Below are 15,655 nucleotides of genomic sequence, written 5' to 3'. Positions count from 1 at the left end.
CTATAATCATAAAAGAATTAAGGCAAAATTAAAGGGTATGAGCCCAGTACAATACCGGGCTCATACCCTAGAGGCTGCCTAATGAAACGACCTGTCTAACTTTCGGGGGTCACTTCAATCATATAGAGGGCTTTTATTTTGTCTAGCTGCAGCGGCTAGAATCTCTGGCCATTTCACACTCTCGGCCTGCGCCAAAAGTGCTTCTCGATCGAGCGTTCCAATGACCTGCGATTCTGAGCGAGCTGCCTCCGCTTTTATTACTATCCAGTTACGCCTCCTAGACCATTGCGTCTAAGAACCTTCCCTGCCAAAAGGTAAAAAGCACCTTTTGCAGGAAAGAACCTTAGCCACCGGGTCTAAACAGTCGGCTTCACTTTTATTTCACCCAACCGAGCAGCATTTCCCGCACGAATTTGCTTGCTGCGACTGGTGTTTGATCACTATGGTCGTAGACTGGAGCTACTTCTACTAAGTCTGCTCCAACTACATTTATATTTGAATTTGCAATTGCTACGATGGAATCTAATAATTCTTTAGATGTGATACCGCCAGCTTCTAACGTTCCTGTTCCTGGAGCGTGAGCTGGGTCTAATACATCAATGTCGATTGTGACATAGACTGGGCGTCCTGCAAGTTTCGGTAATACTTCTTTTAACGGTTCTAATACGTCAAACTTGTATAAGTTCATACCTACTTCTTTCGCCCATTCAAATTCTTCCTTCATTCCAGAACGAATTCCGAAAGAATATACGTTTTCCGGACCAATTAAATCACACACTTTACGAATAGGTGTAGAGTGGGATAAAGGCTCCCCTTCATACGATTCACGTAAATCAGTATGAGCATCCATATGGATGATTACTAAATCCGGATATTTTTTTGCCATTGCCTTAAAAATTGGCCAAGACACTAGGTGCTCACCGCCGAGACCTAGTGGAAACTTACCGGCATCTAAAAGTTTTGATACATATTCTTCAATCATGTCTAAGCTGCGTTGTGCATTTCCGAATGGTAATGGGATATCACCCGCATCAAAATATTTTACCTCTTCTAGTTCACGATCTAAATACGGACTATATTCTTCAAGACCGATTGATACTTCACGAATACGTGCAGGGCCAAAGCGAGATCCTGGACGGTAACTTACTGTCCAATCCATAGGCATCCCGTAAATAACTACCTCTGACTCTTCAAAACTTGGATGACTTTTAATAAATACTTTACCTGAATAAGCTTCATCAAAACGCATATTCTTTTCCTCCTTATGTGGAACTTAAGGTATCCCAACCTTTCATTATTTCTCAAATTTGGAGCGAGTTGCTCCTCTTTCTCGATTTACCGGGTCTTCTGTTTCATACAAGAAGACAATTTTCTTTACAGAAGTGTAAATAGCTAGCATGTTCAAGTCTTCTGGACAAACACCTTAAATGAGCTACTTACACTTTATTTGTTCGATACGATTCTCTTACTTAATTAGATCGCCAACAAATTTCGGTAATGCGAATGCTGCATTGTGTAATTCTTTTGTGTAGTATTTCGTTTCGATTTCGTGGAAACGCTCTTCACTTACTTCTAATGGATCATGTTTTTTAGATCCGATTGTGAATGTCCAAAGACCACTTGGATAAGTTGGAATATTCGCTGTGTATAAACGAGTAATTGGGAAAATCTCTTTTACATCTTTAAACACAGTTGTAATTAATTCTGGTGTAAACCAAGGGTTGTCCGTTTGAGCAACGAAAATACCATCTTCTTTTAACGCTTTTGAAATTCCAGCATAGAAGCCTTTTGTAAATAGGTTTACTGCTGGTCCTACTGGCTCAGTAGAATCTACCATAATTACGTCATATTCATTTTCGCTTTCTGCGATATGTAGGAAACCGTCTCCTACTTTCACTTCTACACGCTCATTATCTAATGCGCCTGCAATTGATGGTAAGTATTGTTTAGAGTACTCAATTACTTTTCCATCGATTTCAACAAGAGTTGCTTTCTTTACGCTTGGGTGTTTTAACACTTCACGAATAACACCGCCATCACCGCCACCAACAACTAATACGTTTTCAGGGTTTGGATGTGTAAATAAAGGTACGTGCGCTACCATTTCATGGTAAACGAACTCATCTTTTTCTGTCGTCATAACCATGCCATCTAAAATAAGCATGTTTCCGAACTCTTCCGTTTCAACCATATCAAGTTTTTGGAATTCTGTTTGCTCCGTATGTAATGTGCGGTTAATACGCGCCGTAATCCCAAAATGTTTTGTTTGTTTTTCAGTGAACCATAGTTCCATCGTACAATCACGCCTTTCAATGCAAATTTATAATAGGGACATCATTAATGTCCCCTAACAAAAATAAAACAAAACATCCAAAATGTATAGTTAAAAGTACAAAAATACCGAAAATATATTTTAGTCAGAGGGTTCTAACATATGTGCAGAAAGGGTTTGCACCGTAAAAGGAAAGAAAACCCTTTCTTAAGAAAGGGCTTTTGTCTCTATTTCTACTGGTTTACGAATTGGAATTAGGATCATAATACAACCAACTAATACCACAATTCCACCTACTAAAAACGGACTTTGTGGTGAAACAGTATGACCGATAACTCCTGATAAAATCGGAGCAATTGCGCCCCCTAGCCAACGAACGAAGTTATAAACACCTGACGTAACAGATCTTTCATAAGGTGAAATATCCATTACATAACTTGTATATAATGCATTGTTTAAACCAGATGCCAATCCTGATAAAACGATAAGAGTAATTTGTAACCACATAATTTTCACAAAGAATAGTGCAATTAAGAAAATCGCAAATACGAGTAAACTACCCTTCAATAATGTTTTTGGTTCATATTTCCCTTCTAGCTTATGTGCTAAAATTGCAGAACCGTAAGCTAACGCGAGTCCCCATCCGCAAAATACAAAACCTAATTGAATAGCTGATAAATGCATAATAAGTGGTGAATATGCTAACACGACAAAAAATCCGTAGTAGTATAGCATCCCTGAAATGGCACCTTGCATAAATGGTTTATACTTCACCAGGTTAAGTAATTCCCCTACGCCAGCAGCCTTACGCTTCACTTTTCGCTCTGGTTCTTTTACAAAAAAGAATACTAAAATAAATGCTAAGAAAATTAAAATACTCGTCGCGAAAAACGGATAACGCCAAGAATGACCACCTAATATCCCGCCTAATAATGGTCCGCCAGCCATGCCTAAACCGATAGCTGCTTCGTATAATCCTACTGCTTCATGAACTTCTTTACTTAATGCTATTAACAGCGTCATTGCTGTAGCAAAAAACATCGCATTTCCTAATCCCCATCCAGCGCGGAAAAGAGATAATTGAGCAATCGTTTGCGATATACCACATATAAACGCAAATACAGTCACAATCGCAAGGCCGATTGTCATCATCCGTTTATCACCAAATCTCGATGCAAATATACCAGCTGGTAACATCATGATTGCCATCGTTAAAATATAAGCGGTAAATAACATTTCAACTTGCCAATGTGTTGCACCAATTTTCTCTGCAATAATTGGCAAAATTGGGTCGACTACTCCTATACCCGAAAAGGCAAGGAAGGTAGCCACCACTGTAATCAATCTCCCTAGTTTTTGTTTGCTCTCCATTTTGATTACTCTCCTTTTGTGCTCTCTAAAAATGTTACTGCACGATGTAAACTATCTTCGAGTTCTGCCTTTACACGTTGCATTTGCTCCATTTTTTCGTCTAACGTTTGCACTTGTTTTTCAAGCATATCTTTAATTTCTTGAATCACTTCATGATCACGAGGGTTCTCGCTATTTCTCCTTTGCTCCATTCTTTCTTTTAGTGATAAGAAATGCTGCATTTCTTGAAGTGTGATTCCTAGCACTTCTTTCGCTTCTACAATTCTTTTAATTCTGGCAATATCCTCATCAGTATACAGACGAATATTTCCCTCACTACGTTCTGGGGGATGAATTAAACCAATTTCCTCATAATAACGAAGTGTACGTTTTGTTAAACCGACTTGCTTTGTTACTTCATCAATTTTATACATGTTTATTCCTCCCTTCACTTGATTATTACATTTTACGTTAACGTTAACTTTTCTGCAACTGTTAGACTTTTGTAAATGTTTGTCATATTCAATTGTATTTTCCCTAAAGCAGTTTCATAATAAAAGAAATGAGATAATAAGGAGAATTTCACATGATTAAACCACTTATTTTCGCTCATCGCGGAGTAAAAGGAACACATCACGAAAATACGATGATTGCCTTCCAAGAAGCAGAACGCATTGGCGCTCACGGAATTGAACTCGATGTCCACTTATCAAAAGATGGTGAACTTGTCGTAATTCACGATGAAACCGTCGATCGCACAACAAATGGCGTTGGACTTGTTTCGGAAAAAACGGTGGAGGAACTACAATCATTGGACGCTGGTAGCTATAAAGACCCTTCTTTCCATGAAGCAAAAATCCCAACATTGCGCGAGGTTTTCATTTGGCTTTCCACAACGAACTTACAACTAAATATTGAATTAAAGACAGATGTTATTCATTACCCAAATATTGAGGAAAAAGCTGTCGCACTTGTGCGTGAATATCATCTTTCTAATCAAGTTGTATTTTCATCATTTAACCATGACTCTGTTTCATTATTAGCAGAAATTGCTCCTGAAATCCCAAGAGCAATTTTATATGATACACCACTTGCTGATCCAATTGCCGAAGCAAAACATAGAGAAGCAAATGGATTACATCCAAACTTCCAGTTATTAACGAAAGAATTTGTGCAGTTAGCACAAGAGCAAGGGTATGTTTTCCGTCCATATACAATTAATGAATACAAAGATTTACAAACTATGATTGATTATGGTGTAGATGTCATCATTACCGATTGGCCAGCACGTGCCTTTGAGCTCCTTTCTTAATGGAAGGGGCTTTTTTATTTTCGAAATTTCATTGTTTAAAATAAACGAAAACCCTCAATACTAATACAATAACGCTTGTATTAATGAGGGGCTGAAAAAAGATGGATCAAACTATGAATCCAAAACTTAAAAAATATAAACGTCTTTTCTTCACCGCAATGTTTTCTTGCGTCCTTTTCTTCGTTTTTTCTTTTTTTGTTATTATTATAGTTGCAAAAATTATGGGACCTCCTCCTGTTGCGGTCCCGCAAACAAGCGTCTTTTACGCAAATGATGACACTGTTATAGGACAAAGTAATGAAATGCAAAAACGTTACAATGTATCTCTTAATGAAATTTCACCTTATGTAAAAGAGGCGACACTATCTATTGAAGATCAACGATTCTACAAACATCATGGCTTTGATATGAAACGTATTGCTGGTGCCATTGTTGCCGATTTAAAAGCGATGGCAAAAGTCCAAGGTGCTAGTACGATTACACAACAGTATGCTCGTAACCTTTACTTAGATCATGATAAAACGTGGAAACGTAAACTATTAGAAGCAATGTACACAATTCGCCTTGAGGTGAATTATAATAAAAATCATATTTTAGAAGGGTATTTAAATACAATTTATTACGGACATGGCGCTTATGGCATCGAAGCTGCGTCCCGTCTATATTTCGATAAAACGGCAAAAGAGTTAACATTAGCAGAAGCTAGTATGCTCGCAGGTATCCCGAAAGGGCCAAGTGTCTATTCTCCCTTTTTGAAAGAGGATCGTGCGAAAGGACGACAAGCTCTCATATTAGATGAAATGGTAAAGCAAGGATATATTACGAAGCAACAAGCAGCCTTAGCGAAGAAAGAGCCACTAACTTTTGCCTCATTAGATACGAAAAAAGTAGCAGAGGTCGCACCATATTTCCAAGATGCTGTACAAGCTTCGCTCCTTCGTGATGTTGGATTAGACGAACAAGCTTTACAACGGGGTGGCTTGCGAATTTATACAACGCTAGACCCTAAACTACAAGCTGTAGCAGAACAAGCTGTAAAAGATCACATACCTGACACAACAAACATACAAACTGCTCTCGTCTCTATGAATCCAAAGACAGGTGAAGTGGCTGCTCTTGTTGGTGGAACTGATTATACTACGAGTCAATTTAACAGGGCTACACAAGCCATTCGTCAGCCTGGTTCTACATTTAAGCCATTTCTATATTATGCGGCATTAGAACGAGGATTCACGCCTGCTACACGCTTAAAAAGCGAATATACTGTATTCACCTTAGGTGACGGCGTTTCAAAGTATAAACCGAAGAACTATAAAGATTATTATGCAGATGATTTCGTAACGATGGCACAAGCTCTCGCAGTCTCTGATAACATTTATGCTGTGAAAACAAATTTGTTTTTAGGCGATGACGCGCTTGCAAAAACAGCGAAACAGTTTGGAATTACAAGTGCATTAAAAGATGTGCCTTCTCTAGCTCTCGGTACATCACCAGTAAAACCAATTGAAATGGTTAACGCTTATAGCATGTTCGCAAACGGTGGAAAAGAAGTAAAACCTACTTTCATTCGCCGCATTATGGATCATGAAGGAAATATATTATACGATGCTCATTTAGAGAGTAAACAAGTTCTCGACAAGAGCAAAGCGTTTGTAATGGAAGAAATGATGACTGGTATGTTTAATAAGAAACTAAGCAGCTATGCTGCTGTAACTGGTCAATCGATGTTATCCAAACTATCAAGAACATATGCCGGCAAATCTGGTTCTACTGAAACGGATAGTTGGATGATCGGATTTACTCCGCAAATCGTAACAGGTGTATGGGTCGGATACGATCAACCTAAATCTATTTCAAACGTAGCAGAACAAGGGTATGCGAAGAAAATATGGACTGATACGATGGAGAAGGGCTTAGATGGACAGCCTAAAAAAGAATTTAAACAACCAAGTGACGTCGTAGCGGTTAATATCAATCCAGAGAACGGTAAAATTGCTACAAAAAATTGTCCTATTTCTGTGAAAATGTATTTCGCTAAAGGTACCGAACCGACTGAATATTGTATGGATCAAGTCGATGATAAAGAAGAATTTGAAAAAACGACTGAAGAAAAGAAAAAAACAAGTTGGTGGAAAAAATATCTTCCTTGGTAAAAAAAATAGCTGACGGGCACCCGTCAGCTATTTTTTATTCACTTAATAATGCACGGCGCAATTCTTCACTAGATTCGTTCCAAATCGCTTCATTATGTTCTTTTAAGAACGTACCAAGTACCTTTTTAGATGACTCGTCCATATGGTCAACCATAATGTGACGCTTCAATGATTTATCCATTTTATTTACGTGCTCTGGAAGTGATTTATATCCGCGGCGAATCTCACGGTCAACTGTCATTTCACAAGCTGTTACACCTGCGTAATACGCACCCGTTGCAGTTCTTTCAATCGTTACCCAAACAAGCCAAAACGGTTTTCCGTTTGGAACCTCATCTTTATTTGTTAAAAACTTAATACCTTTTTCTACTGTACTACGCGCATGCATCGCACCGATATCAACGAATGCAGTCTTCTCTAGTACATCAACAAATACAGGTGAAATGTTTTCTAAGCTTAATGCTCCAACACCAAATCCACCATGTCCATCTGTTGAATCATTTTTCACGATATTAAAACCGATTTTTTTCTTTTTCTCTGTCATATGTAAAATCCTCCTCACTTAAAAATTATAAAAGGCCAAAAATAGGCGCAATGATGCTATCTAAAAATACAAATACATGCGGAATAACTACTTGAAAAATAGGTTGAATTGTGTAATTACTAAGCGGTGTAATAACGAGAATTAATAACGCAATTGCCCCGTATTTTTCATACTGTGTCATTTTCGCGCGAATATTTGCTGGTGCTAAATCTTCCACTACGCGATACCCATCAAGTGGTGGGATCGGTAATAAGTTAAATACAAGTAAAACGATATTCAGCATAATAAAAATCTGGAAAAATTGAGCTAACGTATCTGCCACTGCAGATGGAATTGAGTATAATACACCAAATTTTAATAAGCTATACCAAATAATTAAACCAATTGCGCTTAAAATTAAGTTACTAATCGGCCCTGCAATTGAAACTAATATACCTGCAAGACGCGGTCTTTTAAAGTTATATGGGTTAACAGGAACCGGTCTTGCCCAACCGAATCCAAGAATTAATACTGCAATCAAACCTATAGGATCTAAGTGTGCCATCGGTGATAAAGTCAAACGGCCTTGTCTCTTTGCTGTATCGTCTCCAAATTTATATGCTACATATGCATGTGCAAATTCATGAACTGATAATGCGATAATAATGGCCATTGCTACCAAAGGAATTTGGTGCAACGGGTATCTAAATAACTGATCCATGCTTCATCTCCTCTTCCATATGTCAAAAAAAGAAATTATTTGTTTTTTCGATTGTTCTTCCCCATAATCCGCTATAATAAGAGTGTAACTTACATAAAAGGAGCGATTGTACATGCCATACGTAACAGTGAAAATGCTAGAAGGACGCACAGAAGAACAAAAGAAAGCTCTTGCTGAGAAAGTAACAGCAGCAGTAAGCGAAACAACTGGTGCTCCTGAAGAAAACATCGTTGTTTTCATCGAAGAAATGTCTAAAAACCATTATGCAGTTGGCGGAAAACGCTTAAGCGACAAATAATTTCAAGTTTTTTCATAAGAAGCAGCCATTAGCTGCTTCTTATTTCTTTCCTTCTAACAACTCAATAATTCTCTCTTTATATTTTCCTTTTCTTCCATCTTCATAGATTAAATCATGTGGATAGAATAGCTTTTGATCCGTTCTTTTCTTACCTGTAATCGCCTCAACAATATCCGACTCACGTGAAAGCTCTCTAAGCTCTCCGTTTGGCATAAGAAGTAGGATTGGTAGACGCTCTTCTTCTTCTCCTGCACGATAAAAGTCATACGGTAAGTCTGATGTTGAATCAACTACTAAATAATACTCCGGATCAAGTCCAATCTTTTTAAATAAACTACTTAATTCCATCCAATTATCTAAACCGTGTTTATCTGTAAACTCTACATATTTAAATAGATTTCGATTCATAAAACGGCGGCATAAATCGCTTAAAATTGGATCTTCTTCTTCCTGCCATACTTGGAAGTAGTAATACATAACGTTCTCGTCTAACTTTAAATAATCCTCTACTGTTACTTCTTCTTCAAATAAAGAATAGAAATGAACAGGATGATTTTTAAATGTATAATACTTCTCGTGCAGTGATTTCGCACGGTGTAAAATCTTCGTTAAAATAACTTCTGCACTTCGCGTTACCGGGTGGAAATATACTTGCCAATACATTTGATAACGACTCATAATGTAATGCTCAACAGCATGCATACCACTATTTTTAATGACTACTTGATTCCCATACGGACGCATTACACGCAGTATACGTTCCATATCAAAGTTTCCGTACTTTACGCCTGTAAAATAAGCATCTCTTAATAAATAATCCATACGATCCGCATCAATTTGGCTCGAAATCATACTAATCGCTAATTTATTAGTAGACGTTTTTGCAATTACATCTGCTACCTTTTGTGGAAACTCCTTATCAACACGACTTAATACATCATTAATCTCCGTATTGCCAACGATAATCTTTTGCGTAAATTTCTCATGATCTAATGAAAATACTTTTTCAAACGAGTGAGAAAATGGGCCGTGGCCGACATCATGAAGTAATGCCGCACATAAACATAACAATCTATCTTCAGCATTCCAATTTGGTCTGCCATCAAACACATCATCAATCATACGACGAATAATTTCGTATACACCTAACGAATGAGTAAAGCGACTATGCTCTGCACCGTGAAATGTAAAAAATGTCGTTCCAAGCTGCTTAATACGGCGCAAGCGTTGAAATTCTTTCGTTCCGATTAAATCCCAAATAACACGATCACGCACGTGCACATATTTATGTACTGGGTCTTTAAACACTTTTGTTTCGCTGAGTTTGTCGTTTAAATATACCACTTTCCGACATCCCCCTTTCTTTACTACATTCTTACTTTATATTATAAACGAAATGAGAAACAGAAAGAAATGAAAGACTATATTAATTCCCTTTATAAAAAGAAAAAATCACCTTTACCGAAGTAAAAGTGATTTCCTTTATACATTATTTACCTAAAACGAATTCAGCAACTTCGTCTAAGATCATATCTTTCCCTAGTGGGAAGTAACCTTTGTTTAAGTCTTCATTTTTAATTGTAAATACGTGGTTATTTTTAACAGCGTTCATGTTTTTCCAAATTGATTCTTCTTGGAATTCTTTTAAGCGCTGAGAACCGTCACCAGTTGTAAATACGAATAAGTAATCTGGGTTGTAATCGATTAAAGCTTCTTTTTGTACTTGTACTAACGGTTTATCAGTTGGTGTACCTTTAACTGCTGGTAGTTTTAAATCATTAAAGATTACGCTACCGTAACCGTAATCACCATATACGCGGAAAGCATTTGGATATGCAGCCATTTTCATAAATGTTGCTTCACCAGTTTTAGCGACGATTTTGTCATGTAATTTGCTTGCTTTTTCATCATACTTTTTGAACCATTCTTTTGTTTCTTTTTCTTTACCGAAGATTTGACCTACTTCTTCGAATTTTGGACGCCATTGATCTAATGGAGTGTTTAACATAACTGTTGGTGCAATTTTAGATAATTGGTCATAAATCTTTTCTTGACGATTATTTACAAGAATTAAATCTGGTTTTGCAGCAGCTACTGCTTCGATGTTAATTTTATCGCCCCAAGCAGAACCAACTGGTTTAACATCTTTTAGTTTCTTTTCAATATGTGCATCAATTTTTTCTTGAGATGTATTAGCAGTAATAACCGGTTTCATACCGAAAATTAATAATTCTTCTGTTGAACCACTAAGGTCAGCAATTTTCTTTGGGTTTGCAGGAATTTTAATTTCCCCTTTTGCATGTTTTACAGTGCGCTCTTCAGTCTTTGCATCTGCTTTCTTTTCTTCTTCTTTGTTAGAACAAGCTGCAAATAGTACAGAAGTCACAACTAGTACCATTGCTAATAGTGCCATTTTAAAATTCTTCATGTTCCCACTCCTTCTAGCTGTATTTATCTTATAAGTTACAATGAACTATAAGAAACAAAGATAACAATTAATCAATATATGTTTATTAATTGTTGTTAATAACCCATTCTAACGGGCGTTCAACTTCCCATTCTTATATAAGAAGCTCAACGTCCATTAGAAGTCCCCCTCTTCACGAGGGGGGTTCTACTTATGCTTTTTTACGCAATTGATTACTAATCATCGCTAAATCATATGTTAAACAAATTGGCTTACAGTTTACTGGGCATGGAACGATTTGAGCTTCAATCTCAAATACGTTACGAAGTGTTTCACTTGTCATAACTTCATCTGGCGTTCCTTGTTTCATTAACTTACCTGCTTTTAATGCAATCATATGATCTGAGAAACGAGAAGCGTGGTTTAAGTCATGGATAACCATAACAATCGTTCTACCTTCTTCTTCATTTAACTTTTTCAATAAGTTTAATACTTCTAATTGATGGGCCATATCTAAGTACGTTGTCGGTTCATCTAATACGAGTAATTCTGTCCCTTGTGCAAGAGCCATTGCGATCCACACACGTTGACGTTGACCACCTGATAGCGCTTCTGCTGGACGATTCGCAAATTCTTTCATTCCTGTCACTTCAAGTGCCCAGTTAATGTAGCGATAATCCTCTTCTTTCAGCGTGCCAAACCCTTTTTGATGAGGGAATCTTCCATATGACACAAGCTCAAATACAGTAAGACCCGTTGGCACTTCTGCAGTTTGTGGTAAAATCGCCATTTTCTTTGCAATTTCTTTCGTTGGCTGTTTCTCAATTGCTTTTCCGTCAAGATAAACAGTACCTTGCTTTGCCTTCAAAATACGAGACGCCGTTTTTAATAATGTGGACTTCCCACAACCATTTGGTCCAATAATTGTTGTAATTTTGCCTTCCGGAATTTCAACTGTTAATCCATCAATAATTAAACCTTCATTATAGCCAACAGATACCGCATCCACCGCTAAAGTTGCCATACGAAAAGCCTCCCTTTATTTTGTCCTCATAAGTAAATAAATGAAATACGGTGCACCAATTACAGAAATAACAAGACCGACTGGTATTTCTGAAGTTGTTAGTACACTTCTTGAAATTACGTCTGCGAATAAAAGTAAAAACGTTCCTATTAGCGCAGCTGTGGGCAACATAATTTGATGTTTACCACCAACAAGGCGCCTTGCTAAATGCGGGGCCATTAAACCGATAAAGCCAATTCCGCCGGCAACAGCAACAGATGCACCTGCTAAACAAACTGCAATAAATAATAATTTACGTCTTTCTTTTTCTACGTTTACACCAAGGCCAACTGCTGTAGAATCGCCTAGGTTCATTACATTTAATATGTGTGCTTTACTTATAGCAAGCGGTAAGAAAATAACCATCCATGGAAGTACACTTAATACAAATTTCCAATCTGTACCCCACAGACTTCCCGCTAGCCAAATCGTAGCAAAACGAAAATCGTTAGATGTCATCTTCATAGAGAAAATTAAACTAACAGCTCCAAATCCAGCTGCAACGGCAATACCGACAAGTATTAATCGAGTCGATGAAACGCCATCTTTCCATGCTAGTAAATAAATAATTACCGCTGCTAATATCGCTCCAACTAGTGCGAAGAATGGAAGAATGAATACAGATAAAAATGTACCAGTCCCTACTTTCCCGAAGAAGAAGTAGACGAATATAACAACTGTTAATCCCGCTCCAGCATTAATACCTATAATACCTGGATCAGCAAGCGGATTTCGCGATAAACCTTGCAAAATCGCACCTGACATAGCTAAGGCAGATCCGACTAGTATAGCAATTACCATACGCGGCATACGGAATTCAAATAAAATAACAGACTGATCTTCAGCCCCTAGTCCAACCAATGACTTTAATACGTCCATTGGCGGGATTTTAAAAGTTCCTGTATTTAAACTAATAAGAAATATAGAAATGATTAGTCCTACTAAAATCGTTAATATAGAAATGTTCTTTTTTGTTAAGACACTCATCCTCACATCTTTCCTCTCCCTTCATTACGTGCTAAGTAGAGGAAGAATGGAACCCCAATTAGCGCTGTAATTGCTCCAATTGGCGTTTCAAATGGTGGGTTAATAACGCGAGATAACATATCTGCACATTCAATTAACAGCCCGCCTAAGACCGCAGAACATGGAATAACCCATCTATAGTCCGAGCCTACGAGGAAACGAGTCATATGCGGGATTACAAGACCGACAAATCCAACTGATCCTGCCATGGAAACTGCAGAACCCGTTAAAACAAGAACAAGTACTGTTCCGATAAATTTAATCAATGTCGTATTTTGACCAAGTCCAATTGCAATTTCTTCACCGAAGCTCAAAATTGTAATATATCTCGACATCATAATTGCGATAAAAAGACAAACAAGGCCAATTGGTACTAACATATTAATACTTTGCCATTTCACTCCAGCAACTCCGCCTGCATTCCACATGCTCACCTCTTGGGCAAGATTGAAATACAATGCGATTCCAGATGAAATTGCCCCTAATAAAGCACTAATAGCTGCACCTGCTAAAGCTAATTTCACAGGTGTTAATCCACCTGGTGAAGAAGACCCAATTCCATATACAATGCTTGCACCAAACGCAGCTCCAATAAAAGATGCGATTACAAACATTAAATAAGGTGAATTAGGGAAAAATGCATACATAATTGCAATTCCAAATACAGCCCCATCTGTAATCCCCATTAATGATGGTGAAGCAAGTGGATTTCGCGTCATACCTTGCATAATTGCTCCTGATACCGCTAAAAAGGCACCTGCTACTACGCCCCCTATTGCTCTAGGCATGCGAAGCTCTTGAATTACGTTATGATGTGTAATAGATCCATCAAACTGAAATACAGCTTGCCATACAGTCTTTAAACTAATATCTGCAGCCCCAAAAGAAATAGAAACTGCCATGCTTAAAGCTAACAAAATTGTACCCGCTACTAAAATAATAGAAGCGATGAGCGGTCTGCTCTTAATCTCTTTAACATTCTCTTCTTGCTGTTCTATACTGCTTGCACTCGCTTCCATCCCTCAACCATCCTAACCAACAACATATATTTATTAAAATGAAATTTATTCTCAAATAGTAATAAAAAAATTAGGTGAATTGTTATTTTCCTGATAATGATTCTCAGAATCAGACACTTCTATTCTACCTATCGCTTTAAAAGACTGTCAACCATTATTTTGAAATATAAATTTATATAAATTGGAATTTTAATACAAAAATTATGTCCATCCTTTAGAAAACGTTCGTACACACAAGATTACTTTTGCAGAATAAACCATTCCTCTTATGGGCATAAAAAAAGAAGAGTAATCTTTTCACTCTTCTTTTTCTTACTTATTTAACTTTGCTTCAATTTTTACGATTAACTCATCTTCTGTTGGAGCCGCAACTGGACGGTTATTTACAAATGCGAATGATTTTTTACGACCAGGACCACAGTAAGACTGACATCCAACTTCAATCGTTGCACATGAATCTACTTTTTTTAACTTCGGAACTAACGTTTTAACGTTCGTTGCCTGACAGTCATCGCACACGCGAAACTCGTTTCCCATTACATAACACTTCCTCTATTTTAAACTTTTCTCAAGTACATTTAAAAATAAACACTAAATGGTATTTTACCGCTCTTTGAAGCTCGTTGCAAGTTTCCCTACAAAGCCTATTCTCTACATAATGCTACATATTTATATGCTCTCCTACAGAAGCGCTCACCATTCATGGGAAAATTTTTACCTTTCATCGAAATCTACCATATTTTTAAAAGCTTTGTATAAAAGTTTATTTTTTTGCCCATTATAAAAATAGGAAGTTCATAAAAAGAAAGGGAGTTGAATCTATGAAAGTAAGACAAGATGCTTGGACAGATGAGGATGATTTATTACTTGCTGAAACGGTACTTCGTCATGTTAGAGAAGGAAGTACACAATTAAATGCATTTGAGGAAGTAGGGGATCAGTTAAATCGTACATCTGCTGCTTGTGGTTTCCGCTGGAATGCTGTCGTTCGCTATAGCTATGAACAAGCTCTTCAACTAGCAAAAAAACATCGTAAAGATAAAATGCGTGCTGCAAGCGGTGAACAAGCGAAAAAACGTTTACTTTATACACCACCAGTTTCAGATTCGATAACTAATTATGAAGAGTTAGTACAAGAAGATTCAATCGTACAATATAAAGAAGCTATTCCATATCAAGAATCTACTGCTGCAAGAAGCTCTATGACAATGCAAGATGTTATTTATTTTTTACAAACAGTCGGATCTTCAAATATAAAAGTGACAGCTCTTGAAAACGAGAATACGAGATTGAAACAAGAAATTAAAGCACAAATTCTTAGGAATGAGGAACTAGAAAAGAAACTAGAAAAATTAGAAAAGCAATCTCATACTGTACAAGAAGATTACGAAACACTTATGAACATTATGAACCGAGCTCGTAAATTGGCAGTCATGGATGATGAAGAACGTTCTCAAACATCTTTCCGAATGGACCGAAACGGTAATTTAGAAAAAATTGCAGAATAAAAA

General features: G+C 37.2%; 17 protein-coding genes. 5 read left to right on the top strand and 12 right to left on the bottom strand.

What is annotated here, in order from left to right:
• The coding region (locus CGQ22_RS27070; RefSeq protein WP_140420774.1) for an IS3 family transposase at positions 1-82 on the top strand (82 nt) is incomplete at its 5' end.
• Positions 83-376: 294 nt separating this feature from the next.
• Here CGQ22_RS27070 and speB read toward each other — a convergent pair.
• The 4 genes from speB to CGQ22_RS27045 all read right to left on the bottom strand — a co-directional run bounded on the left by speB (position 377) and on the right by CGQ22_RS27045 (position 4,056).
• The gene (gene speB, locus CGQ22_RS27060) at positions 377-1,249 is read right to left on the bottom strand and encodes an agmatinase (protein WP_001209827.1); all 873 of its coding nucleotides are present in this window, start codon (positions 1,247-1,249) and stop codon (positions 377-379) included.
• Positions 1,250-1,465: 216 nt separating this feature from the next.
• Entirely contained in the window at positions 1,466-2,293 is an 828-nt protein-coding gene (speE, locus tag CGQ22_RS27055) for a polyamine aminopropyltransferase (protein WP_000424696.1), read from the bottom strand.
• A 186-nt stretch (positions 2,294-2,479) separates the two neighbouring features.
• Positions 2,480-3,643: an MFS transporter gene (locus CGQ22_RS27050; RefSeq protein ID WP_000444234.1), complete on the bottom strand. Its 1,164-nt coding sequence runs from the start codon at positions 3,641-3,643 to the stop codon at positions 2,480-2,482.
• Positions 3,644-3,648: 5 nt separating this feature from the next.
• Positions 3,649-4,056 (bottom strand): MerR family transcriptional regulator, encoded by a 408-nt coding sequence (locus CGQ22_RS27045; RefSeq protein WP_089149586.1) that lies wholly within the window; start codon positions 4,054-4,056, stop codon positions 3,649-3,651.
• Positions 4,057-4,208: 152 nt separating this feature from the next.
• Here CGQ22_RS27045 and CGQ22_RS27040 point away from each other — a divergent pair, with 152 nt between their 5' ends.
• The gene (locus tag CGQ22_RS27040; protein WP_089149585.1) at positions 4,209-4,934 is read left to right on the top strand and encodes a glycerophosphodiester phosphodiesterase; all 726 of its coding nucleotides are present in this window, start codon (positions 4,209-4,211) and stop codon (positions 4,932-4,934) included.
• Between the two features lie 101 nt (positions 4,935-5,035).
• Positions 5,036-7,087, top strand: coding sequence for a transglycosylase domain-containing protein (locus CGQ22_RS27035; RefSeq protein WP_089149584.1), 2,052 nt, complete (start codon positions 5,036-5,038; stop codon positions 7,085-7,087).
• Positions 7,088-7,121: 34 nt separating this feature from the next.
• Here CGQ22_RS27035 and CGQ22_RS27030 read toward each other — a convergent pair whose 3' ends face one another.
• Both CGQ22_RS27030 and CGQ22_RS27025 read right to left on the bottom strand, forming a co-directional pair.
• A complete protein-coding gene (locus CGQ22_RS27030) occupies positions 7,122-7,631 on the bottom strand; it encodes a YwhD family protein (protein WP_000136678.1) in 510 nt (169 codons plus the stop codon).
• Positions 7,632-7,656: 25 nt separating this feature from the next.
• Positions 7,657-8,331, bottom strand: coding sequence for a site-2 protease family protein (locus CGQ22_RS27025; RefSeq protein WP_000372451.1), 675 nt, complete (start codon positions 8,329-8,331; stop codon positions 7,657-7,659).
• A 112-nt stretch (positions 8,332-8,443) separates the two neighbouring features.
• Here CGQ22_RS27025 and CGQ22_RS27020 point away from each other — a divergent pair, with 112 nt between their 5' ends.
• Positions 8,444-8,629, top strand: coding sequence for a 2-hydroxymuconate tautomerase (locus tag CGQ22_RS27020; protein WP_001147171.1), 186 nt, complete (start codon positions 8,444-8,446; stop codon positions 8,627-8,629).
• 39 nt (positions 8,630-8,668) lie between these two features.
• On the opposite strand, the gene CGQ22_RS27015 is transcribed toward CGQ22_RS27020, so the two are convergent.
• The 6 genes from CGQ22_RS27015 to CGQ22_RS26990 form a co-directional block, all read right to left on the bottom strand.
• Positions 8,669-9,973: an HD domain-containing protein gene (locus tag CGQ22_RS27015; RefSeq protein WP_000262742.1), complete on the bottom strand. Its 1,305-nt coding sequence runs from the start codon at positions 9,971-9,973 to the stop codon at positions 8,669-8,671.
• A gap of 145 nt (positions 9,974-10,118) precedes the next feature.
• Positions 10,119-11,057 (bottom strand): ABC transporter substrate-binding protein, encoded by a 939-nt coding sequence (locus CGQ22_RS27010; RefSeq protein WP_000787724.1) that lies wholly within the window; start codon positions 11,055-11,057, stop codon positions 10,119-10,121.
• Between the two features lie 190 nt (positions 11,058-11,247).
• Entirely contained in the window at positions 11,248-12,060 is an 813-nt protein-coding gene (locus CGQ22_RS27005; RefSeq protein ID WP_000212068.1) for an ABC transporter ATP-binding protein, read from the bottom strand.
• Positions 12,061-12,075: 15 nt separating this feature from the next.
• Positions 12,076-13,092, bottom strand: a complete 1,017-nt coding sequence (locus CGQ22_RS27000) for a FecCD family ABC transporter permease (protein ID WP_001242964.1) — start codon at positions 13,090-13,092, stop codon at positions 12,076-12,078.
• Positions 13,089-14,144: a FecCD family ABC transporter permease gene (locus tag CGQ22_RS26995; protein WP_000388294.1), complete on the bottom strand. Its 1,056-nt coding sequence runs from the start codon at positions 14,142-14,144 to the stop codon at positions 13,089-13,091. The genes CGQ22_RS27000 and CGQ22_RS26995 overlap by 4 nt, the downstream gene beginning before the upstream one ends.
• A gap of 312 nt (positions 14,145-14,456) precedes the next feature.
• A complete protein-coding gene (locus CGQ22_RS26990) occupies positions 14,457-14,681 on the bottom strand; it encodes a YuzB family protein (protein WP_000526079.1) in 225 nt (74 codons plus the stop codon).
• A gap of 284 nt (positions 14,682-14,965) precedes the next feature.
• On the opposite strand from CGQ22_RS26990, the gene CGQ22_RS26985 reads away from it, so the two are divergent.
• Positions 14,966-15,652, top strand: coding sequence for an RsfA family transcriptional regulator (locus CGQ22_RS26985; protein ID WP_000868368.1), 687 nt, complete (start codon positions 14,966-14,968; stop codon positions 15,650-15,652).
• Positions 15,653-15,655 lie beyond the last annotated feature (3 nt).

Origin of the sequence: Bacillus sp. M13(2017) (assembly GCF_002218325.1) — a bacterium.
GTDB classification, from domain to species: Bacteria; Bacillota; Bacilli; order Bacillales; family Bacillaceae_G; genus Bacillus_A; species Bacillus_A thuringiensis_K.
Note: the sequence above shows the minus strand (reverse complement) of the source record. Positions and strands in the feature narration are given on the sequence as shown.

Coding starts and splice junctions, on each gene's coding strand:
- CGQ22_RS26990 (WP_000526079.1), bottom strand. CDS start 14,681: ATGGGAAACGAGTTTCGCGTGTGCGATGACTGTCAGGCAACGAACGTT.
- CGQ22_RS27025 (WP_000372451.1), bottom strand. CDS start 8,331: ATGGATCAGTTATTTAGATACCCGTTGCACCAAATTCCTTTGGTAGCA.
- speB (WP_001209827.1), bottom strand. CDS start 1,249: ATGCGTTTTGATGAAGCTTATTCAGGTAAAGTATTTATTAAAAGTCAT.
- CGQ22_RS27045 (WP_089149586.1), bottom strand. CDS start 4,056: ATGTATAAAATTGATGAAGTAACAAAGCAAGTCGGTTTAACAAAACGT.
- CGQ22_RS26995 (WP_000388294.1), bottom strand. CDS start 14,144: ATGGAAGCGAGTGCAAGCAGTATAGAACAGCAAGAAGAGAATGTTAAA.
- CGQ22_RS27050 (WP_000444234.1), bottom strand. CDS start 3,643: ATGGAGAGCAAACAAAAACTAGGGAGATTGATTACAGTGGTGGCTACC.
- CGQ22_RS27030 (WP_000136678.1), bottom strand. CDS start 7,631: ATGACAGAGAAAAAGAAAAAAATCGGTTTTAATATCGTGAAAAATGAT.
- CGQ22_RS26985 (WP_000868368.1), top strand. CDS start 14,966: ATGAAAGTAAGACAAGATGCTTGGACAGATGAGGATGATTTATTACTT.
- speE (WP_000424696.1), bottom strand. CDS start 2,293: ATGGAACTATGGTTCACTGAAAAACAAACAAAACATTTTGGGATTACG.
- CGQ22_RS27020 (WP_001147171.1), top strand. CDS start 8,444: ATGCCATACGTAACAGTGAAAATGCTAGAAGGACGCACAGAAGAACAA.
- CGQ22_RS27010 (WP_000787724.1), bottom strand. CDS start 11,057: ATGAAGAATTTTAAAATGGCACTATTAGCAATGGTACTAGTTGTGACT.
- CGQ22_RS27035 (WP_089149584.1), top strand. CDS start 5,036: ATGGATCAAACTATGAATCCAAAACTTAAAAAATATAAACGTCTTTTC.
- CGQ22_RS27005 (WP_000212068.1), bottom strand. CDS start 12,060: ATGGCAACTTTAGCGGTGGATGCGGTATCTGTTGGCTATAATGAAGGT.
- CGQ22_RS27040 (WP_089149585.1), top strand. CDS start 4,209: ATGATTAAACCACTTATTTTCGCTCATCGCGGAGTAAAAGGAACACAT.